This is a genomic window from Variovorax sp. 38R, assembly GCF_014843395.1.
GTDB classification, from domain to species: domain Bacteria; phylum Pseudomonadota; class Gammaproteobacteria; order Burkholderiales; family Burkholderiaceae_C; genus Variovorax; species Variovorax paradoxus_H.
Window position 1 is genome coordinate 4645745 of record NZ_CP062121.1, and the last position, 25461, is coordinate 4671205.

The 25461-nt window shown below is 69.0% G+C and carries 27 protein-coding genes; 12 read left to right on the forward strand and 15 right to left on the reverse strand.

Annotation, left to right across the window (positions count from 1 at the left end):
* Positions 1-100 precede the first annotated feature (100 nt).
* The 4 genes from IG196_RS21475 to IG196_RS21490 form a co-directional block, all read right to left on the reverse strand.
* Positions 101-1108 carry a TRAP transporter substrate-binding protein gene (locus IG196_RS21475; RefSeq protein ID WP_101489456.1) on the reverse strand — a complete coding sequence of 336 codons (1008 nt, stop codon included), beginning with the start codon at positions 1106-1108 and terminating at the stop codon, positions 101-103.
* Between the two features lie 71 nt (positions 1109-1179).
* Positions 1180-2460, reverse strand: coding sequence for a TRAP transporter large permease (locus IG196_RS21480; RefSeq protein ID WP_101489455.1), 1281 nt, complete (start codon positions 2458-2460; stop codon positions 1180-1182).
* Positions 2461-2470: 10 nt separating this feature from the next.
* Positions 2471-3013, reverse strand: coding sequence for a TRAP transporter small permease (locus IG196_RS21485; protein WP_192192928.1), 543 nt, complete (start codon positions 3011-3013; stop codon positions 2471-2473).
* Positions 3010-3537, reverse strand: a complete 528-nt coding sequence (locus tag IG196_RS21490; protein ID WP_192192929.1) for a gluconokinase — start codon at positions 3535-3537, stop codon at positions 3010-3012. Before IG196_RS21490 ends, IG196_RS21485 begins: the two co-directional genes overlap by 4 nt.
* Positions 3538-3765: 228 nt before the next feature.
* On the opposite strand from IG196_RS21490, the gene IG196_RS21495 reads away from it, so the two are divergent.
* Entirely contained in the window at positions 3766-4794 is a 1029-nt protein-coding gene (locus IG196_RS21495) for a LacI family DNA-binding transcriptional regulator (RefSeq protein ID WP_101489452.1), read from the forward strand.
* 55 nt (positions 4795-4849) lie between these two features.
* Here the strand turns inward: IG196_RS21495 and IG196_RS21500 are convergent, their stop codons facing one another.
* A complete protein-coding gene (locus IG196_RS21500) occupies positions 4850-5398 on the reverse strand; it encodes an OmpA family protein (RefSeq protein ID WP_192192930.1) in 549 nt (182 codons plus the stop codon).
* 135 nt (positions 5399-5533) lie between these two features.
* Here IG196_RS21500 and IG196_RS21505 point away from each other — a divergent pair, with 135 nt between their 5' ends.
* Both IG196_RS21505 and IG196_RS21510 read left to right on the forward strand, forming a co-directional pair.
* A complete protein-coding gene (locus tag IG196_RS21505; RefSeq protein WP_192192931.1) occupies positions 5534-6226 on the forward strand; it encodes a gamma-glutamylcyclotransferase in 693 nt (230 codons plus the stop codon).
* Entirely contained in the window at positions 6223-6762 is a 540-nt protein-coding gene (locus tag IG196_RS21510) for a superoxide dismutase family protein (RefSeq protein ID WP_192192932.1), read from the forward strand. Before IG196_RS21505 ends, IG196_RS21510 begins: the two co-directional genes overlap by 4 nt.
* Before the next feature lie 17 nt (positions 6763-6779).
* On the opposite strand, the gene IG196_RS21515 is transcribed toward IG196_RS21510, so the two are convergent.
* A complete protein-coding gene (locus tag IG196_RS21515; protein WP_192192933.1) occupies positions 6780-7349 on the reverse strand; it encodes an NTP transferase domain-containing protein in 570 nt (189 codons plus the stop codon).
* Positions 7350-7378: 29 nt separating this feature from the next.
* On the opposite strand from IG196_RS21515, the gene pdxH reads away from it, so the two are divergent.
* Positions 7379-8032, forward strand: coding sequence for a pyridoxamine 5'-phosphate oxidase (gene pdxH, locus IG196_RS21520; RefSeq protein ID WP_192192934.1), 654 nt, complete (start codon positions 7379-7381; stop codon positions 8030-8032).
* Positions 8033-8039: 7 nt separating this feature from the next.
* On the opposite strand, the gene IG196_RS21525 is transcribed toward pdxH, so the two are convergent.
* The 6 genes from IG196_RS21525 to msrA form a co-directional block, all read right to left on the reverse strand.
* On the reverse strand, positions 8040-9251 hold the full coding sequence (locus IG196_RS21525) for an OmpA family protein (protein WP_192192935.1): 1212 nt from the start codon (positions 9249-9251) through the stop codon (positions 8040-8042).
* On the reverse strand, positions 9251-9628 hold the full coding sequence (locus tag IG196_RS21530; RefSeq protein WP_192192936.1) for a hypothetical protein: 378 nt from the start codon (positions 9626-9628) through the stop codon (positions 9251-9253). The genes IG196_RS21525 and IG196_RS21530 overlap by 1 nt, the downstream gene beginning before the upstream one ends.
* Positions 9629-9761: 133 nt before the next feature.
* Positions 9762-10709, reverse strand: coding sequence for an AEC family transporter (locus IG196_RS21535; protein WP_192192937.1), 948 nt, complete (start codon positions 10707-10709; stop codon positions 9762-9764).
* 163 nt (positions 10710-10872) lie between these two features.
* Positions 10873-12972 (reverse strand): TonB-dependent receptor, encoded by a 2100-nt coding sequence (locus IG196_RS21540; protein WP_192192938.1) that lies wholly within the window; start codon positions 12970-12972, stop codon positions 10873-10875.
* 84 nt (positions 12973-13056) lie between these two features.
* Positions 13057-13419: a hypothetical protein gene (locus tag IG196_RS21545; RefSeq protein WP_101489444.1), complete on the reverse strand. Its 363-nt coding sequence runs from the start codon at positions 13417-13419 to the stop codon at positions 13057-13059.
* 58 nt (positions 13420-13477) lie between these two features.
* Complete coding sequence (msrA, locus tag IG196_RS21550; RefSeq protein ID WP_192192939.1) at positions 13478-14029, reverse strand: peptide-methionine (S)-S-oxide reductase MsrA; 552 nt, start codon at positions 14027-14029, stop codon at positions 13478-13480.
* Between the two features lie 105 nt (positions 14030-14134).
* Here msrA and IG196_RS21555 point away from each other — a divergent pair, with 105 nt between their 5' ends.
* The 4 genes from IG196_RS21555 (at position 14135) to IG196_RS21570 (ending at position 17511) form a co-directional block, all read left to right on the forward strand.
* The gene (locus IG196_RS21555) at positions 14135-14815 is read left to right on the forward strand and encodes a TetR/AcrR family transcriptional regulator (protein WP_192192940.1); all 681 of its coding nucleotides are present in this window, start codon (positions 14135-14137) and stop codon (positions 14813-14815) included.
* 94 nt (positions 14816-14909) lie between these two features.
* Positions 14910-15587 carry a protein-L-isoaspartate O-methyltransferase family protein gene (locus tag IG196_RS21560; protein WP_101489441.1) on the forward strand — a complete coding sequence of 226 codons (678 nt, stop codon included), beginning with the start codon at positions 14910-14912 and terminating at the stop codon, positions 15585-15587.
* Between the two features lie 16 nt (positions 15588-15603).
* Positions 15604-15957 carry a rhodanese-like domain-containing protein gene (locus IG196_RS21565; protein WP_070062458.1) on the forward strand — a complete coding sequence of 118 codons (354 nt, stop codon included), beginning with the start codon at positions 15604-15606 and terminating at the stop codon, positions 15955-15957.
* Between the two features lie 24 nt (positions 15958-15981).
* Positions 15982-17511 carry a TolC family outer membrane protein gene (locus tag IG196_RS21570; protein WP_192192941.1) on the forward strand — a complete coding sequence of 510 codons (1530 nt, stop codon included), beginning with the start codon at positions 15982-15984 and terminating at the stop codon, positions 17509-17511.
* A 132-nt stretch (positions 17512-17643) separates the two neighbouring features.
* On the opposite strand, the gene IG196_RS21575 is transcribed toward IG196_RS21570, so the two are convergent.
* Both IG196_RS21575 and IG196_RS21580 read right to left on the reverse strand, forming a co-directional pair.
* Positions 17644-19038 (reverse strand): 3-deoxy-D-manno-octulosonic acid transferase, encoded by a 1395-nt coding sequence (locus IG196_RS21575; protein WP_192192942.1) that lies wholly within the window; start codon positions 19036-19038, stop codon positions 17644-17646.
* Between the two features lie 7 nt (positions 19039-19045).
* Positions 19046-20428: a phosphomannomutase/phosphoglucomutase gene (locus tag IG196_RS21580; protein WP_192192943.1), complete on the reverse strand. Its 1383-nt coding sequence runs from the start codon at positions 20426-20428 to the stop codon at positions 19046-19048.
* 110 nt (positions 20429-20538) lie between these two features.
* Here IG196_RS21580 and IG196_RS21585 point away from each other — a divergent pair, with 110 nt between their 5' ends.
* From IG196_RS21585 to IG196_RS21595, 3 genes are all read left to right on the forward strand, one after another.
* The gene (locus IG196_RS21585) at positions 20539-22149 is read left to right on the forward strand and encodes a DNA-3-methyladenine glycosylase 2 family protein (protein ID WP_192192944.1); all 1611 of its coding nucleotides are present in this window, start codon (positions 20539-20541) and stop codon (positions 22147-22149) included.
* The gene (locus IG196_RS21590; RefSeq protein ID WP_192192945.1) at positions 22146-22643 is read left to right on the forward strand and encodes a methylated-DNA--[protein]-cysteine S-methyltransferase; all 498 of its coding nucleotides are present in this window, start codon (positions 22146-22148) and stop codon (positions 22641-22643) included. Before IG196_RS21585 ends, IG196_RS21590 begins: the two co-directional genes overlap by 4 nt.
* Positions 22644-22719: 76 nt before the next feature.
* Entirely contained in the window at positions 22720-23682 is a 963-nt protein-coding gene (locus IG196_RS21595; RefSeq protein WP_192192946.1) for a DMT family transporter, read from the forward strand.
* 7 nt (positions 23683-23689) lie between these two features.
* Here IG196_RS21595 and IG196_RS21600 read toward each other — a convergent pair whose 3' ends face one another.
* Complete coding sequence (locus IG196_RS21600; protein ID WP_192192947.1) at positions 23690-24343, reverse strand: DUF1345 domain-containing protein; 654 nt, start codon at positions 24341-24343, stop codon at positions 23690-23692.
* 176 nt (positions 24344-24519) lie between these two features.
* Between IG196_RS21600 and IG196_RS21605 the strand changes: the two genes are divergently transcribed.
* Positions 24520-25353 (forward strand): hypothetical protein, encoded by an 834-nt coding sequence (locus IG196_RS21605; protein ID WP_101489433.1) that lies wholly within the window; start codon positions 24520-24522, stop codon positions 25351-25353.
* Positions 25354-25461: the final 108 nt, after the last annotated feature.

Genomic DNA, 25461 nt, shown 5'->3' on the forward strand with positions numbered 1-25461 from the left:
GTGAATGCGCCGGCTGGCTGGGGCCTTCATGGTAAACCCCACACCCGGCACGAAAGTGACGAAGGCGGTGCGAAACCGCCTTCGCCCGAGGGGAAAGGGCTTACTTGCCGCGCACTTGCGCCACGGCGCCGTTGACCGCGTCCCAGGTCTCCTGGCCCACGGACTTGGCGATGCCGCTGTTGACGCTGGTGAGCTTCTCGCGCATGCGGTTGGCCTCGGTGGCGGGCAGTTCGTTCACCTGCATGCCCTTGGTGCGCAGTTCGGCCAGCGCCTTGGTGGCCTCCTCGCGGGTGTCCTTGCGCTCGAACTCGCGGCTCTTCACGGCGGCGTCCTGCAGCACCTTCTTCTCGGCCGGGCTCAGCGTGTCCCACCACTTCTTGCTGACCGTGACGATCCAGGGGCTGTAGACGTGGTTTGTCACCGTCAGGTACTTCTGCACTTCGTAGAACTTGCTCGACACCACAGTGTTGAACGGGTTCTCCTGGCCGTCCACGGCACGCGTTTCGAGGGCGGTGAACAGCTCCGAGAACGGCAGCGGCACGGCGTTGGCGCCCAGTGCCTTGAAGCTGTCGAGGAACACGTTGTTCTGCATCACGCGCAGCTTGATGTCGCCCATGTCTTCGAGCTTGTTGACGGGGCGCTTGCTGTTGGTGAGGTTGCGAAAACCGTTCTCCCAATAGACCAGGCCGACCATGCCCTTGGGCTCCAGCTTGGCCTTGACCTTCTCGCCCACGGGACCGTCGAGCACGGCGTCGGCTTCCTTCACATTGCTGAAGAGAAAGGGCGTGTCCCACACGGCCATTTCGGGAACGATGCCCACGAGCGTGGCGGTGGAGCCGACCATCATTTCCTGCGCGCCGCCGATCAGCGCCTGCTGCATCTGCGTGTCGGAGCCGAGTGCCGCGTTGCCGATGCCGCGGATCTTCATCTTGCCGCCCGACGCCTTCTCGACTTCCTGGGCAAACAGGCGCACGGCGCGGCCCTGGTTGGAGTTGTCGACCAGGCCGTAGCCGAAGCGCACGATGCGCGGCTTGAAGTCCTGCGCCTGGACGGCGCCGGCGGTGGCGAGTGCGGCCACAAGGCCGGCGAGAGCGAAACGGATGCGCATGGAAGTCTCCTGAGTATCGAAAGGGGAACGAGAGGAAGAAAAAGGAAAAAGAAAAGGAAAGGATCGGCGGGTCAGTGCATCCAGGCCAGCGGTGCCGTGATGAGCGAGGGGAACAGCACGAACAGCACGGCCAGCAGCACGTACATGAGCAGGAACGGCGTGGTGCCCTTGATCACGGTTTCCATGCGCAGCCTGCCGACGCCGGCCACCACGTTCTGCACGGTGCCCACGGGCGGCGTGATCAGGCCGATGCAGCCCACGTAGATGAACATGAAGCCGAAGTACACCGGGTCGATGCCGGCCTTCATGGCCAGCGGCGCGCACACGGGGCCGAAGATCAGGATGGTGGGCGTCAGGTCCATCGCCGTGCCGACCACCAGCAGGAACACCATCATCAGCGCCATGAAGACGATGGGGTCCCCCATCACGCCAGCGAAGCTGTCGGCCAGCAGGTTGGGCAGGTCGGCCAGCGTGATCATGTAGGCGGTCACGGTCGCGGCGCCGCACAGGAACATCACCACGGCGGTGGTCTTGCCCGCGGCGAGGAAGACCTCGTACAGGCCGGCCCAGGTCATCTCGCGGTACACGAACATCGAGACGATCAGCGCATACACCGCGGCCACCACGGCGGCTTCGGTGGGCGTGAAGATGCCGCCCTTGAGGCCGCCCAGAATGATGACCGGCATCATCATGGCCCAGAAGCTGTGCAGCAGCGCCTTCATGCGCGCGCCCCATGCCACGCGCGCCATGGCGGGCAGCTTGTGCTTGCGGGCGATCCACCACCAGGCACCAATCAGGAACGCGCCCATCATCAGGCCGGGAAACACGCCGGCCAGGAACAGCTTGCTGATCGACGTGTTGGTCGTCACGCCGTAGATCACGAAAGGCATCGACGGCGGAATGATCGGCGCGATGATGCCGCCCGACGCGAGCAGGCCCGCGCTGTAGCTCGGCGGGTACTTCTGCTCGCGCATCATCGGCAGCAGGATGGTGGCGAGCGCGGCGGTGTCGGCAATGGCCGAGCCGCTCATCGATGCCAGCAGCACGGCGGCGCCGATGGCCACGAAGCCCAGGCCGCCGGGAATGTGCCCGACGAATGCGCGGGCCAGGTCGATGATGCGGCGCGACAAGCCGCCCGCGTTCATCAGCTCGCCGGCCAGGATGAAGAAGGGCACGGCCAGCAGCGGGAAGTTGTCGAAGCCGGCCTGCAGGTTCTGCGCGAGCAGCTGCGCATCGAAGAAGTCCAGGTGCCACATGAGCGCGACACCGGTCAGCACCAGCGCATGGGCGATCGGCATGCCGATCACCATGCCGCCGATGAGCACGATCAGGAAGAGAGCGGTAACGATCACGGTGCCGTCCTCACTCGATGTCGCCCACGCCGCCCGCGCTCGCCGGCGGCTCGCCGCGCACGAGGTCGAACACCAGCGCCACCAGCAGGCCGACGGCCAGCACCAGCGTGGCGGCAGCACCGAGCGCCAACGGATAGCCCAGCACCGTGCTGAAGCTTTCCATGCCGGCAACCACCTGCGCCCACGCGCCCTTCAGCAGCAGCACCATGCACCCGGCCACCAGCAGCTGGCTCAGCCAGAACAGGCCCTTGCGCGGGCCGCCCTTCAGGCGCGAGGTCAGCATGTCGAAGCCCAGGTGCTTGCCCTCGAAGGCCGCGACGATGGTGCCCACGGCCACCAGCCAGACGAAAAGCAGGCGCGAGATTTCCTCGTACGACACGATGCTGGTGGCGAACACATAGCGCAGTACGACGTTCACGAAGACCGCGACGACCATGCCGGCCAGCGCCACGACCATGAAGAGTTCGGCCAGGCGCTGAAGCGCCGGCTTGCGGCGCGCCGGCTGCGTGGCGGGAGATGGGGGAGATGGGGGAGATGGGGGAGCGTGGCTCATGCGATGTCTCCGGGCGGCGTGTCGCGCCCTGTGGTTGAAGCGGAAGCAGGTGCGGCGGCCCAGGCGACGACGGCGGCCACCAGGTCCGCCATGGGCTGCGTGGCGTCGAGCACCAGCACGCCCGGCTCGCCGGCAGGCGACTCGAGCGTGGCGAACTGGTTCGCGACCAGCGCCGGCGAGAAGAAATGGCCCGCGCGCGACTGCACGCGCGCCAGCGCCTCCTCGTAGTCCAGCGACAGGAACACGAAGCCCAGGCACGGCACCGCCTGGCGCAGGCGGTCGCGGTAGCGCTTGCGCAGCGCGGAACAGGTCAGCACCCGGCCGGCGCCCTGGGGCGGGGACGCCAGCAGGTCGGCCAGCCGGTCCAGCCAGCCGGCGCGGTCGTCGTCGGTGAGCGGCGTGCCCGCGCGCATCTTGGCGACGCTTTCGGGCGCGTGGTACGCATCGCCCTCGTGCAGCGTCCAGCCCAACGCCTCGGCACAGGCCGCCCCGACGCTCGACTTGCCGCATCCGGACACGCCCATGACCACGAGGGCCTGCGGTTGAAATTTTGAGATAGCGCTGTCCATTGGGAATCAAAAAAAGGCCCGGGCGGAGGCTCGGGCCAGGGCAATCGGGGTTCTCTTCAATTGTCGCTCAGAGGGAAAACGGCTGGCCTGCACCTTATTTGCAGTCGCAAACTACTTGTTAACCCTTTGATGGATAGCGCTATCCTATAGAACAATGAGCTTCACCTTTCTCCGGATTTACCCTTGACCGACGCGCCCCGCCGCACCCGCCGCTCCAGTGGCCGCATCACCCTCGACGACGTGGCGCGCGCCGCGTCCGTCAGCCCGATCACCGTCTCGCGCGCGCTGCGCGGCGAGCGCGGCGTCGATCCGGTGCTGACCCTGCGCGTGCGCGAAGCGGCCGAGCGCCTGGGCTACGTGCCCGACCCGGCCGCCCGCGCGCTGGCGTCGCAGCGCAGCAGCCAGGTGCTGGTGCTGGTGCCGATGCTGTCCAACACCCTGTTCGTCGACCTGCTGGAAGCCGTGCACCGCACGCTCTTTCCCGTGGGCTACCAGCCCTTCATCGGCGTGACGCACTACGACAGCGCCGAAGAAGAACTGCTGCTGCGCACCTACCTCCCCCACCGCCCCGCGGGCCTGCTGGTGACCGGCTTCGACCGCAGCGAGACGGCGCGCCAGCTCATCGCGCACAGCGGCGTGCCCTGCGTGCACCTGATGGAAACCAGCACCGCGCCGGGCGTGGCCTGCGTGGGCTTTTCGCAGGTGGACGCGGGCGCCGCCGTCACGCGCCACCTGCTGGAGCGCGGGCACCGCCGCATCGCCTTCTGCGGCGCGCAGCTCGATCCGCGCGTGCTGCAGCGCGCCGAGGGCTATCGCCGCTGCCTGCGCGAGGCCGGCCTGTACGACGCGCGGCTGGAAATGCTCAGCCCCGAGCGCTCGTCGATTGCGCTGGGCGCACGCCTGTTCGAGGAGATGCTGCAGCGCATGCCGGACATCGATGCCATCTTCTTCTGCAACGACGACATCGCGCAGGGCGGGCTGCTGGCCGCCAACCGACTGCAGGTGCCGGTGCCCGGGCGCATCGCCATCGCCGGCTTCAACGACCTGGCCGGCAGCGACCAGATGGTGCCGCCGCTGACCACCATGCGCACGCCGCGCAGCGAAGTCGGCCAGGCCGGCGCCGAGATGCTGCTGGGCCTCATGCGCGGCACGCTGGCGCAGCCCGGTTGCATCGAGCTGGACTACGAGCTGGTCGTGCGCGGCAGCACCTGAGGCGCATGAAAAAGCCCGGGCAGGCCGGGCTTCGTCGTGCGGATGCGCAGGGCGCTCAGTCCACCAGCTTCACTTCGACGCGGCGCGCCTCGGCGTTGTTGCCCGAGCCGGCGGTGACGGCGGGCTTCTGCAGGTCGATCTTCTCGGCCGGCACGCCCAGGCCTGCCAGCACCTCGCGCACCATCTGTGCGCGCTTCTTGGCGAGTTCCTCGTTGACGGCGGCGTCGCCGGTGGTGTCGTGGAAGCCCGAGACCACCGCCTTGCGGCCGCCCTCGACGCCCTTGATGACCAGGGCCAGCGCCTCGGCGGCGCCCGGTGCGAGGTCGGCGCTGCCGGTCGCGAAGTAGAAGTTCACCACGCCGCCGACCACGCGGATGCTGGCGCCGTCGGGGATCACCACGGTGACGGTCTCGGTGACTTCGGTCACCGAGACTGCGCCGCCGGGCGCAGCCGCAGAAGCCGCGACAGCGGGCTTCGCCTGCACTGTCGCAGCGCCCAGGCCCTTGTGCCAGAAGGCGACGCCAATCACGAACATGATCACGAGCGCGATCAATGCCACCAGGAAGCCGAGGGCGAAATTCTGCTGGCTGTCGTCGTTGTTCATGGAAGCGCGATCTCCGTAGGAAAGGGGTCGGTAAATAATGGTGCGGTGAACCATGATCACGAAATTGTAGGCGCCCCCTCCGACACCCCCGTGTCAGCCGGCGCGCCGGACCCCGGTCCGCCGGGGCTCGACCCGATGCCTCGTCCGCTGCGCGACCCGCAGCCGATGCTGGAACGTGCGATCGCCGACTGGGGCGGCCGCGACGATCTCTGGCTGTTCGGCTACGGCTCGCTGATCTGGCGGCCCGAGTTCGGTTTTGCGGAACGGCGCGCGGCCTCGGTGCACGGCTGGCACCGCGCGCTCAAGATGTGGAGCCGGGTCAACCGCGGCAGCGTGCAGACGCCGGGCCTGGTGTTCGGCCTGCTCTCGGGCGGCAGCTGCCGGGGCGTGGTGTTCCGCGTGCCGAAGGCCGAAGGGCTGGAGACGCTGAAGCGCCTCTGGCTGCGCGAGATGCCGACCGGCGTGTACGACCCCAAGTGGCTGCAATGCGGCACGGCCGAAGGGCCGGTGCGCGCGCTGGCCTTCACGCTCTCGCGGCACAGCCCCAACTTCACGGGCGAGCTCAGCGACGAGCGCTACCGCCACATCTTCGCCAATGCCGTGGGCCGCTACGGCAGCTCGCTCGACTACGCGCGCCAAACTTTCCTTGAGCTGCAGCGCCATGCGATCCACGACGTGGCGCTGGCGCGGCTGGTGGCGCTGGCCGCCGAGCCGCCATTTCAGACACCGGCCGATTGCGGGGCCGCCCCGGCTCCGGTATACGTTGCGGGGTCTTCGGACACCGCGTCCTCCCAACCCTCCACCCCGTTCAATAAGGAAAACCAATGATCCATCGACGTCTCCTCGCCACTGGCACCGCCCTCCTCGCCACTGCCATGCTCGCCGCCTGCGGCAGCATGGGCGGCAAGCCGAGCACCACGGTCGAGCTGACGCCCACCGCCGCCGTCACGCCCAACCCCGCGCGCGGCTCGGTGACGCTCACCGCGCTCGACCACGGCGTGCGCGTGTCCGGCGAAGTGCGCGGCCTGGCGCCGGGCAGCGAGCACGGTTTCCACATCCATGAAAAGGGCGACTGCGGCAACAACGGCAACGCCTCAGGCGGCCACTTCAACCCGGCCGGCGGCACGCACGGCAAGTTCTCCGCGCCCGGCAGCCATGCCGGCGAACTGCCCAGCCTCGTGGCCGATGCCAGCGGCGTGGCACGCTTCAGCGTCGAGAACCACGCGATCTCGCTGACCGACGGTGCCGCCAACAACGTGCGTGGCCGCGCCCTGGTGGTGCATCGCGACCGCGACGACTTCACGACGCAGCCCGCCGGCAACGCCGGCCCGCGCGTGCTCTGCGCGGTCGTTGCTCAAAACTAAGAAAAAAGCGTGAGTACTCAGGCGCCCGCACGCGCCTGCCACAGCGCCTCGGCCTGCGCCAGGGCCTCGGGCGTGTCGATGTCGGTCACGACGCCGGCATCGTCCACCGCCAGATCGACGACCGAATCGATCGCATGCATCGCCCGCAGCACGGACGATGCGCCCATGTTCCCTTCCAGCGCCGCGAGTTGCGCCCAGCAGCCCGCCGCAAATCCCACCGGGTGCCCGCGCTCGCCCCGGTACTGCGGCTGCACGGCATTCACCCGCCCGCCAAGCGCGGCGGCCACCGCCCGCAGCGTGGCGGGTTGCACCAGCGGCAGGTCGCCCGGCAGGATCAGCCAGCCCGCCGCATGGGGCGTGGCGCGCACGGCCGCGGCAATCGAGTCGCCCATGCCGGGGTGACCGGCATCTTCCAGGCGCCACGGCAAGCCGCTCGCGCGCACCGCGTCGAGCGTGCGTTCGAGCACCGGCTTGCCCGCGAGCAGTGCCTTCAGCTTCGAGCCCGTGCCGCCGGCGGCAATGAAGCGCTCGCCGCGGCCCGAGGCCAGCACGATCACGGTCGGGGAGTTCGCCTCTGTCGTCGTCATGGGCGAAGTATGTGCGCAACAATCCCGGCATGACTTCTCCTCTTTCCAAAGACGCGCTGGCCGCGCTGCGCAAGAGCTACGAGCGCGCCGAGCTCGACGAGACCCGCAGCGCCGCCGACCCGCTCCAGCAGTTCGAGCGCTGGCTCACCGAGGCCATCGGCGCGCAGATTCCCGAGCCCAATGCGATGACGCTGTGCACCGTGGGCAGCGACCTGCGGCCGTCCAGCCGCATCGTGCTCATCAAGGGCTACGACGCGCGCGGCATCGTCTGGTACACCAACTACGACAGCCGCAAGGGCCGCGAGCTGTCGGGCAACCCGTATGCCTCGCTGCAGTTCCACTGGGTCGAGCTGGAGCGCGTGGTGCGCATCGAAGGCCGCGTGGAACGGGTCAGCGCCGAGGAGAGCGACGCCTACTACGCCAGCCGCCCGCTCGATTCACGCATCGGCGCCTGGGCCAGCCCACAGAGCGAAGTAATTAGCGGGCGCGACGTGCTGGTGAAGAACGCCGCCGTCTACGCCGCCAGGCACCTGCTCTCGCCGCCGCGTCCGCCGCACTGGGGCGGCTTCCGGCTGGTGCCCGACCGATGGGAGTTCTGGCAGGGCCGCAAGAGCCGGCTGCACGACCGGCTGCGCTATCGACTCGAAGGCGCCGACTGGATGCGCGAACGCCTCGCGCCCTGACCCTGGTTCAAGCCTCGCAGGTCGCAACTTTGAATTCGACGCGCCGATCGAGCGCGTCGCTCGCATCGTCGGCGCCCGTGCCGACGATGTTTTCGCGAAAGCCCATGCCGGCTTCGCGCAGCTTCTTCGACAGCGGCGGCGCCTCGCCCACCAGTCGCGCCTTGACGCTGGTCGCGCGCTGCAGCGACAGCCGCTCGTTGACAGCCTCCGAGCCCGTGCGGCTCGTGTGGCCCGTGACCACCACGCACGAATCGATCTGCGCCGCCTGCCGCGCGATCTGGCGCAGCCACATCGGGTAGGCCGCGCTGATCTTCGGGTCGGCCAGGAAGTCGGTCGAGCCCGGCTTGAACAGGAACTTGACGCTCAGGTTGTTGCTCTCGAGCCCCAGCCGCGCCAGCGTGCCGAAGGTGCGCTCGGCATCGGCCGTGCGGCCCAGTTGCGACTGCGTGAGGTACAGCCCGCTGTAGATGCGCAGCTGCTGCCCATCGGACCGCTTCGACGCGGCCTCGTAGCGGCTCAGGGCCTCGCTCATGCGGCCGGCCTCGTAGGCGGCGGTGGCTTCCTGCAGCACGGTCGCGGTCGGCAGGCGCTCCAGGTACAGCGCGTCGGCGGCCTGCCCGGCCGGCGTCTCGGCAGTGCGGATGTAGCCCTCGACGCCGCGGTCCTTGCCATTGACCGGGCTGTCGCGGAAGAAGGCGGTGGGCCGCGTGTCGAGCGACGCGTCGCTGATGCGCGCGACCGACTGCGCGATCACCATGCCGCTCTTGATCTCGGTCATCGCCAGGTTCAGCCGGTACGGCGCGCTCGAGGCGTCCTTGTCGCGCACCAACGTGCCGTTGAGCACGTACTGCGCGTTGCCGATTTCGTTGGCATTGAACGGTGTCACGGTGAACTGCCTGAACTGCGCCTGCATGCGCTGCACGATGCGCTGTTCGGCCACGCGCGTCACCTCGGTCTGCTGGCCGCTGGCGCCTTCGAGCAGCGGGTCGATCACGATGCGGCGCTGCGTGAGCGTCGACTCCACCTTGGCCAGGAAAGCCGGCAGCTTCTGAGTCTGCACCATGAGGTCGTCGACCGCCTGGGTCACGGCCTGGTCGAAGGGCATGGCGCTGCTGGGCGCGGGGCGGTGCGCGCAGGCGGCGGCCAGCAGCGCAGCAGTACACAGCGCCAGCACACGCCACAAGGTTCGGGGGACGGTGGTGTTCGTCTTCGTGGTCATCAGCACTGGCTCCTTAAAATCTTCATGTCCTGGTCCGACAGCGGCTCGCCGACGGCGGCGCGCATGTTGATCTCGCTGCAGCGTTTCGATGGCGCGGGGCGTCGCTCGGCGGGCGCGCGATGCGCCTCGGGCGCCGGGGCTGCGGTGGCGGTGATCTGCGGTCGCGGCTTCGGTGCCGGCCGCACGACGGCGGGCTTGGGCTCTGCTTCCTTGGCCTGCGGAGCCTCAGCCGGTTGGGGAACCGCCAGGCACGGCGTGCGGCATGGCTTGGCCTCGCCCGCCGCATGGGCGCGCGCGCTGTGCAGCGCGATCACCGTCGCGACCACCGCCGTCACTGCAAGGGCAAGGGGCGAAACGCGCGCCGGGTAGATCGTCATCAGCCGGCAAATGTAGGGGCGCGAACGCCGCTCGCCAGCCCACCAAACGGCCAGCCCTGCCAAACGGCATAGGGCTACCGCTGTCGCCCAGTCGGGCAAAAGTTCGCGAAAAGCGTGGGGGAAATGCGGAGCGTCAGGGCAACCACTGCACCCAGATCATCACGAGCGTGAGCGTGCCCAGCGCCAGCACGGTCGACACGGCAACGCTGGCCGTGACCAGGTCTTCGGCGCTGCGGTAGCGCTGCGAGAACAGGAACACGTTGGCGCCGATGGGCAGTGCCGCCGCCACCACCATCACCGTGAGCGGAATGCCGCGCACACCCAGCAGCCAGCCGATGAGGGCCACCAGCAACGGGTGCACGAGGTTCTTCACCAGGGCCTGCACCAGCGCGCCGCGCCAGTGGCGCCCGATGGGCGTGAGCGCGAGCGTGATGCCCACCATCACCAGCGCGACCGGCCCAAAGGCCTGGCCGAGCAGCTGGATCGGCTTGTCGATCACCTCGGGCATCACGAGCCCCGTCTGCGCGAACAGCAGCCCCGCAATGATGGGCAGCGGCACCGGATGGATGATGGCGTTGCGCAGCGCACGCAGCACGGTGCGCGCCATGGAGCGGCGCTCCGCCCCGCTCACTGCATGCTCGCGCGCCACGGCCAGCTCGAGCACCACGGTGGCGCTCGTCATGAGCACGAGCGAATGCAGCGAGATCAGCGTGAGCAGCACCACCATGCCGGCCTCGCCGTAGGCCAGGCCGATCAGCGCGATGCCGATCATCACGGTGTTGCTGTAGGTGTTGGCCAGCGCGAGCACCGCGCCCGTGCGGTTGAAGCCGCGCCACGCGAGCGTGCCTGCGAACAGCAGGCCCGAGGCGATGAAGTACGCCGCCACGGGCTTCAGGCTCAATTCCTGCACGTGCACCGTGCTCATGGCACGGAACAGCAGCGCGGGCGCGAGCAGCAAAAAGATGAGATTCGACAGGTCCTTCACCGCATTGCCACCGATCCATCGGCGCCGTCCGGCGAGGTAGCCGGCGGCAATGAGAAGGACGACGGGAAAGAGCGAGGAGATGACGAAGGAATTCACCCGGCGAGGATAGCCGAGCGATTTCTGCGATTGCCTTGCTCCTTCCCCCGCTGGGGGAAGGTTGGGATGGGGGCACGCGGCGCTTGCAGAAGCCGTTGCCTCATCACAGGTCGCTTGCCCCCACCCCTGCCCTCCCCCAGCGGGGGAGGGAGAAACACCGCGATCAGAACGTGACGCGCAACCCCACCTTCAGCGAGCGCCCCGGCAGCGGCGCCTTCGGGAACACCGTCGTCGTCAGGATCGAGGTCGGCGTGTAGGCCAGCTTGTTCCCGATGTTGTCCATGCGCGCGTACCAGGTGAGGTTGGCGCGCTGCACCTTCATGCGATAGCTGATCGACGCGTTCCACAGCGTGTACGCATCCGTCTCGCGCGCGCCCACGTCGGGCACCCGGCGCTGCGCGGCGTTGTAGTCGAAGCCGACACGCCCGGTCCACGGCCCGTTGCCGTAGGCCAGCGTGGCGCCCAGGCGCAGCGGTGCGATGCGCGGCAGCGGCTCGCCGGTGTCGAGGTTCTTGGCGCGCACGATGTCGCCACGCCACTCGAGGTCGAGCGTGCCCGCGTCGGCCATGCGCGCGAAGCCGTCGGCGCCCAGCAGCCGCAGGTTGCCGTTGGCCTCGATGCCCGTGAAGCGCGCGCGCATGCCGCCGTAGCGGTACTCGGCCAGCGTGTCGGTGGCCTCGGGGTCGGTGACGACCTGGCCTTCTTCGTCGAGCGTGCGGCCCGACGCGGTCAGGCCGATGTAGTTGCGAAAGCGCGTGACGTATGCATTCACGCGGGCCGTGTTCGGGCCCGACTTCCACTGCGCGCCCAGGTCGAAGCCGGTGGACTTTTCCTTGCCCAGGTTCGGGTCGCCCACTTCCCAGGCCGCCGTGGCCACGTGCGGGCCGTTGGCGAGCAGTTCGTAGTCCTTCGGTGCACGCTCGGTGTAGGCCAGGTTCGAGGTCAGCTGCCACTGCGGCGTGAGGTTGACCAGCGCCCCGAACGCCGCGCTGTGCGGGTTGAAGGTGCGCTCGCCGATGGCGAAGCGCGTCACCGACAGGTCGTCGGGGTAGCCCAGCGAGCGCACCGTGACCTTCTCGGTGCGCGCGCCGAAGCTCAGGCGGCCCCACGAGGTGCCGAGCTCTTCGTGCAGGAACAGCGCGTTGGAGCGCGTGCGGCTGTGCGGCGCAAAGGCCTCCGCGCCGTCGGCGGCGAAGCGGTTGGTCTCGCGGCTGAAGCCGATCAGGCCTTCGAGGTTGCCGATCTTTTCGTGCCGCGCCTCGATGCGCAGGTCGTTGCTCAGGTTCGAGAAGGTGGTGCCGACCTCGGCGCCCTCGAACTCGGTGTGGCGATAGTCGGTGCGGCTCACCTTGGCGTGGATGCTGCGGATGAAGCCGCCCGGGCGCCACTCGCCTTCCAGCGCGTAGCGGTCGGACTTCATGCCGATGGTCACCTCGTCCTCGGCCACCGTGCCGTAGTTGCTGCGGTAGGTGCTGGCCGAGGCGCCGATCCAGCCCTGGCTGAAGAACAGCGTGCCGCCGACCGCGCCGCCGTTCGCCTGGTTCTGCGAATTGCAGATGCGGCGCGCGAGCGACGGGCGCCCGGGCTTGCTGCATTCGAGGTCGATCGGCACCGACATGTCTTTCGAATCGCGGTTGAAGGCGTCGACGTGCAGGGCGAAGCGGTCGTTGCCGCCTTCGAGCAGCACGCCGCCGCTTTTTTCCTTGTTGCCGCTGGCGTAGCCCAGATCGGCACGGCCGCCGAAGCCGTTGATGGGCTCGGTCGGGATGCGGTTGTCGATCACGTTGACCACGCCGCCCACGGCGCTGCCGCCGTACTGCAGCGCCGACGGGCCGCGCAGCACCTCGATGCGCTCGGTCACCAGCGCATCGACGGGCACGGCGTGGTCGTAGCTCAGCGCCGAGGCGTCGGGCGCACCGCCGCCGTTCTGCAGGATGCGGATGCGGTCGCCGTCCTGCCCGCGAATGCTGGGGCGGCTGGCGTTGGGGCCGAAGTAGCTGCTGCTCACGCCGGGCAGGTTGTTCAGCGTTTCGCCGAGCGTCGATTCGGAACGCAGCAGCAGCCGGTCGCCCGACAGCGAGGTGGTCGGCGCAATCAGGTCGCTCGCGCCCAGCGGGTTGCCGGTGACGGTGACCTCGCGCAGGCTGGAGGGGTCAGCGGCAGGGGCAGCAGGGGCGGAGTCGGCGGTCTGGGCCAGGCTCGCCACCGAGGCGAGCGAAAGAACGGCAGCGCCGATGGCGTTGCGACGGAAGTGGGGGGTCATGAAGAAAGAACACTCGTTGAATCGGGGAACGACCGGCCGCCCTCACCCGCGCGAAGCGGGTGCAGCCACCGGAACACGGGGGATTCAGCGAGTGGAAGGCGGGCCGCGCGCGTCGAAGAGCGCGACCCAGCGGGCGATGGCTTCGCCCTGCAGATAAGCAAACGTGGCCGCCGGCAGCAACATCGGCAGCACCACCAGCGGCACGCCGGGCACGCCCGTGCCGTGCGCGAGCTGGTCGTACAGTCGGCAGTCGGCGTCGTTGTGCACGCCGAACAGGCTGGCCAGCGTGTGGCCGGTGTCGTGCCGGTGCTCGGCCTGTGCCGTCGCCGCCGCAGCGGCAGCGGGCAGGCCCGGCACGTGCAGCGAACGGTGCATCAGCCCCATCGTGCCCGCAAACCAGAGCGCGAACGCCAGCGCGACCACGAGCGCGCGCGTAGTGCGCGTCATGCGGGTCGGGGTCTGGCGGAGGGTGGCGGACACAGGGGCGTGGAGAACAAGCGAAGGATCAGGCCTTGACGCGCGAGGCGAAGGTCTTCTGGAACTTCTCGACCTTCGGGCCGACCACGAACGCGCAGTAGCCCTGGTTCGGGTGATTCAGGAAGTAGTCCTGGTGGTAGGCCTCGGCCGTCGAGTAGTTGGCCAGCGGCGCGACTTCGGTCACCACGGGCGCGCTGTAGGTCTTGCTGGCCTCGATCTCGCGGATCACCGAGTCGGCCACTTCTTTCTGGGCATCGCTCGCGGTGTAGATGCCGCTGCGGTACTGCGTGCCGACGTCGTTGCCCTGGCGGTTGAGCGTGGTGGGGTCGTGCACCACGAAGAAGATTTCGAGCAGCTCGCGCAGGCTGATCTGCGCCGGGTCGAATTCGAGCTTCACGACCTCGGCATGGCCGGTGCGGCCAGTGCAGATCTGCTCGTAGGTCGGATTCACCGTTTGGCCGTTGCAATAACCCGACTCGACGTCCAGCACGCCCTGCACCCGGTCGAACACCGCCTCGGTGCACCAGAAGCAGCCTCCGCCGAGCACGATGGTTTCGGTGGGCGACGGTGAAGAAGACATGGCGCGGCTCCGGGTGGGGTTGGAAAAAGCGGGGGACCGGTATTGTCGCGGCTTGACGGGCCGGATGCCGGTCACTACATTACTAACCCGTCAGTCATTAACACCATGCCCTCCCCCCGCTCCCTCGTCGACAAGTTCTGTCCGCTGCCTTCTTCCAAGCGCGCGCGGCGCAAAGAGGCGCGTCCGGGCGAACTGCTGGCGGCGGCGCTCGACCTGTTCGTCGAAAAGGGCTTTGCCGCCACCCGCTCGGAAGAAGTGGCGGTCCGGGCCGGCGTGTCCAAGGGCACCCTCTTTCTGTACTTTCCGAGCAAGGAAGAGCTGTTCAAGGCCGTGGTGGTCGAAAACCTCGGCGGCCGTTTCACGGAGTGGAACGCCGAATTCGAGGCCTTCGAGGGCACGACGGCCGAGATGCTGCGCTACTGCATGAACGTCTGGTGGGAGCGCGTCGGCCTGACCAAGGCCTCGGGCCTGACCAAGCTGATGATGAGCGAGGGCGGCAATTTTCCCGAGCTGGCGGAGTTCTACCGCGAGCAGGTGGTGCGCCCGGGCCACGAGCTGCTGCGCCGCATCCTGCAGCGCGGCATCGACCGCGGCGAGTTCGTGCAGATGGACATCGACCACGCCATCTACTCGGTGGTCGCGCCCATGGTGTTCCTCATGCTTTGGAAGCATTCGGCCATGGTCTGCGTCGACGGCGTGAGCGCGCTCGACCCCGAAAAATTCATCGCCACCCAGTGCGAAACCGTGCTCAACGGCCTCTGCGTGCGCCCCGGGAGCCCCGCATGACGGCCATCGGATGGTCGACTGGCGCGGTGGCGTCATCGGTGCGACCTAAAATTGAAGGTTTGTCCCGTCCAGAGCCTTCAAGGAAAGCCACGCCATGAACCCCACGCCCACCCTCGAGCGCTTGCGCTTCAACATGATCGAACAGCAGATCCGTCCCTGGGACGTGCTGGAGTCGGACATCCTCGAGCTGCTGGCCGAGATTCACCGCGAAGACTACGTGCCCGACGCGCACCGCACGCTGTCCTTCTTCGACATGGAACTGCCGTTGCTCGACGGCTCGGTGCCCGGCGAATTCATGCTGTCGCCCAAGGTCGAAGCCCGCACCCTGCAGGACCTGCACATCCAGAAGCACGAATCGGTGCTCGAGATCGGCACCGGCTCCGGTTTCATGGCCGCCCTGCTCGGCGCCCGCGCCGCCCAGGTGCTGTCGCTCGAAATCAACCCCGTGCTGGCCGCCCGCGCCGCCGACACGCTGCGCCAGAACGGCGTGACGAATGTCGAAGTGCGCCACGCCGACGGCGCCGTGCCGCTGGCCAGCGGCCCGAGCTTCGACGTGATCGTGCTCAGCGGCTCGGTCGCGCGCATTCCGCAGAACCTGCTCGGTTCGCTCAAGGTCGGCGGCCGCCTCTCGGCCATCGTCGGCGAAGAGCCCATGATGCGTGCCCATTTCGTGACCCGCACCAGCGAAAGCAAGTGGGACACGATCCAGCCCTGGGACACCGTGGCACCGCGCCTGCTGAACTTCCCCGAGCCCTCGCGCTTCGCGTTCTGATCGAGCGGCCCACCGAATGATCGATCAAGTCCGCCCCGCCGACCTGGCCGCCTGGTTCGCACAGGACGCCGACGCCGCTCCCGTGCTGCTCGACGTGCGCGAGCCCTGGGAGCTGCAGACGGCGAGCGTCGCGCCGCAGGGTTTCACGCTGGTCGCGATCCCGATGAACGAGATCCCCGGCCGACTGGCCGAGCTCGCCGCCGGCGACGGACAGCCCGCGCCCCGCATCGCCTGCCTGTGCCACCATGGCGCCCGCAGCCAGCGCGTGGCCGCTTTTCTGCACCAGAACGGCTTTGACTCGCTCGCCAACGTGGCGGGGGGCATCGACGCCTGGTCCGCGCAGCACGACCCGAGCGTGCCGCGCTACTGATTCTTTCGCTCCCAAGGACGTTCAATGCCTCCCAGGCCCCGGCTTCTGCCACTTTCCGCAGTCCTCGCAAGCGTCATTGCAGGCCTGCTCGCCCTGCCGGCCCAGGGCCAGACACTGAACGAACTCTACGATTCCGCGCGCGGCTTCGACGCCACCTACCAGGGCGCACGGGCCCAGTACGAGGCCAACCTGGCGCGTGCGGCGCAGGCCAAGGCCGGCATCCTGCCGGCCGTCGGGCTCACGGCCGGCGTGAACCGCAGCAACCTGGACATCGACACCCTCACGGGCACCAGCCGCGGCGCCAGCGCCTCGCGCGACTTCAACACGCAGAACGTCGGCATCAACGCCACGCAGCCGCTGTACCGCCCCGCCAACTGGGCCACCTACGAGCAGGGCAAGCGCCAGACGGAGATTGCGCTGGCGGTGCTCACCACCGCCGAGCAGGACCTGATCGTGCGCGTGAGCCAGGCCTACTTCGACGTGCTCGCCAGCCAGGACAGCCTGGCCCTGGTGCGCGCGCAAAAAGTCGCCGTGGCCGAGCAGCTTGCGTCGGCCAAGCGCAACTTCGAAGTCGGCACCTCCACCATCACCGACTCGCGCGAGGCCCAGGCCCGCTACGACCTGGTGATCGCGCAAGAGATCGCCGCCGAGAACGACCTGCAGGTCAAGAAGATCGTGCTCGACCAGCTCGTCGGCCGCCCCGGCAGCGTGCCCGTGCCGCTGGCTGTGCCCGTCGTGCTGCCGACGGCGCAACCTGCCGACATCAACACCTGGGTCGCGCAGGCCGAAGAGGTGCATCCGGCGATCCAGCAGGCGCGCCTGGGCCTGGACGTGGCCGGGCTCGAAGTGCAGAAGGCGCAGGCCGGCCACAAGCCCACGCTCGATGCCAACCTGGGCTACAACGTCACGCGCAACCCGACCGGCACCAGCACCAGCACCGTGGGCACGCGCGTCAACGCCGCCACGGTCGGCGTCACCTTCAACCTGCCACTGTTCGCGGGCTTTGCCACCGAGAACCGCATCAAGGAAACGCTGGCGCTCGAAGACCAGTCGCGCAGCGTGCTCGACGGCACGCGCCGCAGCGTGGCGCAGGCCACGCGCGCGGCCTACCTCGGGCTGGTGTCGGGTGCGGGCCAGGTGAAGGCGCTCGAAGCCGCCGAAGCCTCCAGCCAGAGCGCGCTCGACGCCAACAAGCTGGGCTACCAGGTAGGCGTGCGCATCAACATCGACGTGCTCAACTCGCAGAGCCAGCTGTTCCAGACCAAGCGCGACCTCGCGCAAGCGCGCTACAACGTGCTGCTGGGCAACCTGAAGCTGCGCCAGGCCAACGGCACGCTGACGACCGACGACATGAACGCGATCAACGCGACGCTGGCGCGCAATGGCAGCACGCCTGCAGTGCCTGCCGCGACGACGGGGGCGCCCGTGGTGCCCGTGACGCCGCCGGCCATTCCGGTGGTGCCGCCAGTGCCGGTGCAGCCATTCAACCCGCCCGCGCCGACGATGCCGTCGGCACCGCCGCCGCCGGTGATCCTGAATCCGCCGGTGCGCTGATTGGTTTTTCTCCCTCCCCCGCTGGGGGAGGGTCGGGGTGGGGGCACGACGGCCTCAACGTCGTCACAACGCTCGTTGGACACTTGCCCCCATCCCAGCCTTCCCCCGGGAGGGGAAGGAGCCAACACCAAGTCAGTCCAGCGTGGGCTCGGCCCGCGCCGCTTCGGGCGGTGGCACGCTGTCGTCGCCGGCCACCGGCGTCGTCACCGGCTCTGCCGCCTGCGCAATCGCCAGCACCGCCGTCGCCGTGCGTTCGGCCGCCCCGCGGTTCGACGACGAAAACGCCAGCGCAGCCTGCGCCATCACGGCACGGCGCTCCGGGTTCTCGACCAGCTTGAGCGCGGCCGTCACGGCCTGCTCCATGCCCTCGACGCGCAACGACGCGCCCGCCGCGAGCGACAGCTGCGCCGCCTCGGCAAAGTTGAAGGTCGACGGGCCCATGACCACCGGGCAGCCGCAGGCCGCCGGCTCGATGAGGTTCTGCCCGCCCAGCGGCTCGAAGCTGCCGCCCAGCAAGGCCACGTCGGCCAGGCCGTAGTACAGCGCCATCTCGCCCAGCGAATCGCCGAGCCAGATCTCGGCCTCGGCCGGCTGGCCGGCCGCGCTGCGGCGCGCCACGGCAAAGCCTTCGGCCTCGATGAGCGCCGCCACTTCGTCGAAACGCTGCGGATGGCGCGGCACGATCATCCATTGCACGTCGTGCACGCGCTTGGCAATCGAGCGGATCGCGCCCTGCTCGGGCGGCACCGGCGACGTGGCACCGAAGCGCTTGAGCACCTCGAGCAGCAGGCGCTCTTCGCCGTCGCGCGAGCTGGCCAGCACGACCATCGGCCGCGGCAGGTGCTCGCGCAACGACACGGCCGTGGCCAGCTGCCGCGCGTCGGGCGTGGCGTCGAACTTGAGGTTGCCGTAGATCCCTGCCACCTTGGCGCCGAGCGACACCAGGCGGTGCGCATCGGCCTCGGTCTGCGCCCAGACAGCGGTGAGCGCCGAGTACGCCGGCCGCGCGAGCCCGCTGAGCCGTTCGGCCGCGGCGCGCGATTTCTCGTTGAGCCGCGCGTTGGCCAGCACCAACGGAATGCGGCGCTCGGCGCAAGCGGCGGCCATCTCGGGCCAGACCTCGGTTTCCATCAGCACGCCGATGCGCGGCTGGAAGCGGTCGAGAAAGCGGGCGACGGCGCCCGGCGTGTCCCACGGCTGCCAGACCTGCGTGTCGCCGGGCTCGAGCAGCTTGGCGCCCTCTTCGCGGCCCGTGGCGGTGCCGTGCGTGAGCAGGATCGGAATGCCCGGGTACTGGCGCCGCAGTTCGGCGATCAGGATGGCGGCGGCGCGCGTCTCGCCGAGCGAGACGGCGTGCACCCAGCACTGGGCAAAGCCGGTGGTGGCGTCGTCGTAGTGGCCGAAGCGCTCCTCGACGGCCACGGCATAGCCGGGCTCGGCGATGGCGCGGCGCCGCAGCTTGCGGCGGACCAGCGGTTGGACGGCGGTGGTGAAAACGCCGTAAAGGCGAAGCAGCAGGGAACGCACAGGTTCTTCAGTGGGCAGCAGCGGCCAGCGTGGCGTCGGGCTTGACCGTTCGCAGCACCGCAAGCATCTCGGTCTCGATGCGTTGGAGCGCTGCCTCGGTCTGGCCTTCGAAGCGCAGCACCAGCACGGGGGTGGTATTGGAAGCGCGGATCAGCCCGAATCCATCGGGCCAGTCCACGCGCAGGCCGTCGATGGTCGAGACCTGGGCGGGAGCGTCGAAGCGCGCGTTTTTCACGAGCTGGGCGACCAGCACGTGCGGCTCGCCTTCGGCGCAGGCGACGTTCAGTTCAGGTGTCGAGAAACTGGTGGGCAGCGCATTGAGCACGGCGTTCGCGTCCGGATGCTTGCTCAAGATTTCGAGCAGGCGGCAGCCCGCGTAGGTGCCGTCGTCGAAGCCGTACCAGCGCTCCTTGAAGAAGATGTGGCCGCTCATCTCGCCGCCCAGCGGCGAATCGATTTCCTTCATCTTCGCCTTGATGAGCGAGTGGCCAGTCTTGTAGATCATCGGCGTGCCGCCCGCGGCCACGATGGCCGGCGCCAGGCGCTGCGAGCACTTCACGTCGTAGACGATGGTGCCGCCCGGCACGCGCGAGAGCACGTCCTGCGCAAAGAGCTGCATCTGGCGGTCGGGAAAGATGTTCTGGCCGTCCTTGGTGACGATGCCCAGGCGGTCGCCGTCACCGTCGAAAGCCAGGCCCAGTTCGGCGTCGCCGCGGGCCAGTTCAGCCATCAGGTCCCGGAGGTTCGCGGGCTGGCTCGGGTCGGGGTGGTGATTGGGGAAGTTGCCGTCGACTTCGCTGAACAGCTCGACCACTTCACAGCCGATGGCGCGGAAGATGGCCGGTGCGGTCGCGCCCGCGATGCCGTTGCCCGAATCGACCACGATCTTCATGGGGCGCGCGAGCTTGATGTCGCCGACGATGCGCTGCGTGTAGGCCTCGGTCACGTCGACCTTGCGCACACTGCCGCCGGGCGCCAGCGTGGCGCTGCCGTCTTCCATGGTCTTGCGCAGGCCCTGGATCTCGTCGCCGTAGATCGCGCGGCCCGCCAGCACCATCTTGAAGCCGTTGTAGTCCTTCGGGTTGTGGCTGCCCGTGACCTGGATGCCGCTCGTGCACAGCGTGTGCGCCGCGAAGTACAGCATCGGGGTCGTGACCGCGCCGACGTCGATCACCTCGACGCCGGTGGCGACCAGGCCGTCGATCAGTGCGTCCACCAGCGCCGGGCCCGACAGGCGGCCGTCGCGCCCCACGGCCACCGCGGTCTCGCCGGCCGCGCGTGCTGCGCTGCCGAAGGCACGGCCCAGCGCCTCGGCCACTTCGACATCGAGACTGAGGGGCACGACGCCGCGGATGTCATAGGCCTTGAAGATCGATGCGCTGAGCTGCATGAAGGGCGGGGTCACTGTTGGTTCGGAGTCGGGCATTGTAGGCAACGCGTTGTAGACATCGATGTCCGAAAACGGCCAGTTGAAACGAGTCGAAACCGTATCATTTCCCCATGTCTACCGCCCACGCCCCCTCCGAAGTGCTCGAGAGCGACGCCTGCTACCTGGCGATGAAGACGCACGACGCGCGCTTCGACGGCTCGTTCTTCACGGCCGTGACCTCCACCGGCATCTATTGCCGGCCGGTCTGCCGCGTCAAGCTGCCGCGGCGCGAGAACTGCCGCTTCTTCCGCCATGCGGCCCAGGCCGAGGCGGCGGGCTTTCGGCCCTGCCTGCGCTGCCGACCCGAGCTGGCCCCGCGTGCGGCCAGCTGGTCGACCGAAGATGCCTCGCGCATCCTCGCCTTGCAGGCGGCGCGCTTGATCGACGAGCCCGACGCCTGGTCCGAGGAAGGCCCCGGCGCGGCGCAGATCGCGGCGCGCCTGGGCGTGAGCGACCGCCACCTGCGGCGCATCTTCGAGGCGCAGTTCGGCGTGTCGCCGCTGCAGTACCTGCAGACGCGCCGCCTGCTGGCCGCCAAGCAGCTCATTGCCGACACGCGCCTGCCGATGACGCAGGTGGCATTGGCCAGCGGCTTCGCGAGCGTGCGGCGCTTCAACGCGGCCTTCGTGGAGCACTACGGGCTCAACCCGAGCGCGTTGCGCCGCGCGGGCGGCACCGAGGGCGGCGAAGGCAAGGCCATCGAAGTGCGGCTGGGCTTTCGCCCGCCTTACGACGCGAACGCCATGCTCGGCTTCTTCGCCCGGCGTGCGCTGCGCGGCGTCGAGGCCGTGCACACTGCCGACGGCAAGGAGCCCGCCAAGGGCAGCACGCCGACCTATGTGCGGCTGGCGCGCACGCTGCGCGTGCAGCAGCAAGGCGGGCAGACGCACGCCGGCTGGCTGCAGCTGCGCTTCGACCTCGAACGCGAGCAGGTGCTGCTGGCCGTGAGCGATTCGCTGGCCGCGGTGCTGCCGATCGTCATCAGTCGCGCACGCGCGCTGTTCGACCTCGACGCCGAACCGATGGCCATCAACGCCGCGCTGCATGCCGCCTTTCCGCATGGCGACGGGCTGCGCGTGCCGGGCACGGTCGATGGTTTCGAGCTCGCGGTGCGGGCGGTGCTGGGCCAGCAGATCACCGTGGCCGCGGCGCGCACGCTGGGCTCGCGGCTGGTCGAGGCTTTCGGCGACGCGATCGACACGCCCATCGACGGCCTGACCCGCCTGTTCCCCACGCCCGCCGCGCTGGCAGCGGCCAGTGGCGATGCGCTCGGGCAGCTGGGCATCGTGCGCCAGCGGCAGGCCGCGCTGCAGGCCATTGCGCGCGAAGTGGCCTCGGGCCGGCTGGCGCTGCATGCGGGCGCCGACGTGCCCTCGACCCTCGCGGCGCTGCAGGAACTGCCCGGCATCGGCGCCTGGACTGCGCAGTACATCGCGATGCGCGCGCTGCGCTGGCCCGACGCCTTTCCCGCCGGCGACGTGGCCCTGCAGAAGGCGCTGGGCGTGACCACCGCGCGCGCCGCGGGCGAGGCCTCGCAGGCCTGGCGGCCCTGGCGCAGCTATGCGGTGCTGCGGGCGTGGCACACGCCGCCCGCACCACCCGAACCGGCATCGGCTGCCGCAACGCCGATCGCTTCTTCTTCCGACCTCGCAACGGCAGGCCTCGTGCCTGAAGGACCATGAAATTCAAACGCACAGTCATTTACACCTCGCACATCGACACGCCGCTGGGCGGCGTCACGATGGCCGCCACCGACCAGGGCCTGGCCGGTGTCTGGTTCGACCAGCAACGCCACTGGCCCGACACCGCGGGTTGGCAGACGAAGGACGACCACCCCGCGCTGGTCGAAGCCGCCGCGCAACTGCACGACTACTTCGCGGGTCGCCGCAGCCACTTCGACATGCAGCTCGACCTGTCGCACGGCACGGTCTTCCAGCAGGGCGTGTGGCAGGCGCTGCTCGCCATCCCGGCCGGCGAGACCACGACCTACGGCGCGTTGAGTCAGCGCGTGGGCAACCCGGCTGCGGTGCGCGCGGTCGGCGCAGCGGTCGGGCGCAACCCGATCAGCGTGATCGTGCCCTGCCACCGCGTGCTCGGTGCAGACGGTTCGCTGACCGGTTACGCTGGCGGGCTCGACCGCAAGACCGCCTTGCTCGAACTCGAGACCAGCAAGTAAGACAGAAGAAAACACTGCCCATGGCGCGGCGCGACATCTCTTCGATGGCGCACTGCGCCATTCCTCAAAGAGACGCATGACCACAACGAACAACAACACCACCGTCGCTTCCTCGCCTGCCCCCGCTACCGCCGTGCTTGCGCCCAGGGCGTGGCTCATCGACCTCGTGCTGCTGGGCGCGCTGTGGGGCGCTTCCTTCCTGTTCATGCGCATCGGCGCTGCGGAGTTCGGCGCGCTGCCGACCGCGGCCGTGCGCGTGGCCATCGCGGCGGCGTTCCTGCTGCCGATCGCGCTGCTGCGCGGCCAGGGGCCGTCGATCGCGAAACACTGGAAGGCCAGCCTCACGGTCGGCATCTTCAACTCGGGCATGCCCTTCGCGCTGTTCTGCTTTGCGCTGCTGACCATCAACACCGGCCTGGCGGCGGTGCTCAACGCGACCACGCCGATGTTCGGCGCGCTGGTGGCCTGGGCCTGGTTCCGCGAACGGCCGAACGGCTCGCGCCTTGTCGGCCTGGTGATCGGCTTCGCGGGCGTCGCGATGCTCGCCAGCCGCAGCGCCGGCCTGCATGCCGGTGCCAGCAACCACGCGGCGCTGTGGGCCGTGCTTGCGTGTCTCGCGGCCTGCCTCTGCTACGGCATCTCGGCCAGCGCCACGCGCCGCCACCTGGCCGGCGTGCCTGCGCTGACCACGGCCACGGGCAGCCAGATCGGCGCCAGCCTGTTCCTCGTGCTGCCCGCCATCTGGCTGTGGCCCGCGCAGATGCCCAGCCTGCGCGCGTGGGCGGCGCTGCTGGCGCTGGGCATCGCCTGCACGGGCGTGGCCTACATCCTGTTCTTCCGGCTCATCGAACGCGCCGGCCCGGCCCGCGCGCTCACCGTGACCTTCCTCGTGCCGGTGTTCGCGCTGTTCTACGGCGCCGTGTTCCTCGGCGAGCAGATCACGCAGTGGATGCTGATCTGCGCCTTCGTGATCGTGTGCGGCGTGGCGCTGTCGACCGGCATCGTCAAGCTGCCGTCGCTGCGCAAGGCCGCGAACTGAGCTTTCTTCAGACCACGCCTGCGACCACGTTTACCGACAGGGCCAGCACCAGCATGTTGAAGGCGAAGGCGAGCACGCTGTGGACCAGCGTGATGCGCCGCATCTCGTGCGAGGTGGCCTGCACGTCCGACACCTGCGAGGTCATGCCGATCACGTAGGCGTAGTACATGAAGTCGAAGTAGTCGGGTTCTTCCTTGCCCGGAAAGTCGAGCCCTCCGTCGGAGGCGTGGTCCTTGCGGTCGATGTAGTAGCGGTGCGCGTAGTGAAAGGCGTAGATCGTGTGCATCATGAGCCACGACCCCGCCAGCGCCACCAGCCCGAGCGCCACGTGCGCGCCGCGCGCCCAGCCGCTGAGCTGGCGCACCTGCTGCAGCAGCATCGCGATGGCCACCACGCTCACGCCCACCGCCACCAGCATCGACACCAGGATCACGACATTGGGTTGGTCCAGCTGCTGCGCGCGCTCGCGCGTGCGCTGGGCGTCGAAGGTCTCGGCCAGCCACCAGCTGAGCACCTGGTACACCGCCACGCCCGCGCACCAGCCGGCCAGCGCGCGCGCCGTGAAGCCCATCGGCCACGGCAGCAGCGCCACCGCGACGGCCGCTGCGGCTCCATAGAGCAAGCGTTGGGGACCGGTGGTGGTGGAAAGGTGTGCGCGCATGGGCGGACTGTAGCGCCCCGGTGTGCATCAGCGCTTTCCTACAGCCACATCGGCCATCGGCGCATGCACAGCCCGGCGCCGCCTCACTAAGGTGATGCGGTTCCAGGGAGCTCAGCCCGCAGGCGCCGCGACACACGCGCAGGCCCGAGGCGTCTTTCATCCGAAGGATTTCTTTCATGCTGTTGCTTCGTTCGCGCTCGCGCGGCGTCCCTGGCGCGCTGGCTGCTGCCGGCGTTCTCATCACCTCCATCGCCGCGCCTGTCGCCGCGACGGCCGAACCCTCTCCGGCACTGGACCGTTTCAGCTTCTCGGTCGGTGCCTTCAATGCCGACCCCAAGTTCAGCGCGTCGGTCGAAACGCCCTACGGCGTGCTGCGCTCGAACGAACTCAAGCCGGGCCGCGTGACCATGCCGCGCATCACGGCCGACGTGCTGATCGGCGACAGCCAGGGCATCTCCTTCGACTACTACCGCTACAAGCGCGACTACGACGGACAGGTGGGCGCCAACACCACGATCGGGGGCTTCGGCGCGCTGAGCGCCATCGGCAACGCGAACCTCTCGGCACAGCTCGACTTCGCCAAGCTCTCCTACAAGTGGTGGCTCGGGTCGGGCAACACCGTCTTCGGGCTGGGCGCCGGTGCGGCCTACTACCGAGCGACCTTCGGTGCCAGCGCGCTCGTCGGCGTGAACGGGCAGGTGCGCTCGGTGAGCGAGCGCTCGAGCGACAACGCCATCGCGCCCTTGCTCGAGATCGGCGTGCGCCACGCGATCACGCCCGACCTGCGGCTGTTCGCCGATGCCTCGGGCGTGTGGAAAAGCAGCGGCCGCTTCCACGGCAACATCTACAACGCATCGGCCGGCGTGGAGTGGTTTCCCGTGAAGAACGTGGGCCTGGTGCTGTCGTACGGCGTGACCAACATCGACCTGACGCGCGACGGCAGCTTTGCCGACTCTCGCCTCAAGGTACGGCTGCAAGGGCCCTCGGCCTTCGTCAAGGCGCGCTTCTGACGTTGCCCGATGCGGCCGGGCAGGCGCCGCATAGCCACTCTTCGCAAGACCGGCAGGCGCTGCCGGTCTTAGTCTGCGCTCCGATCGACACCACAACGACCGGAGACA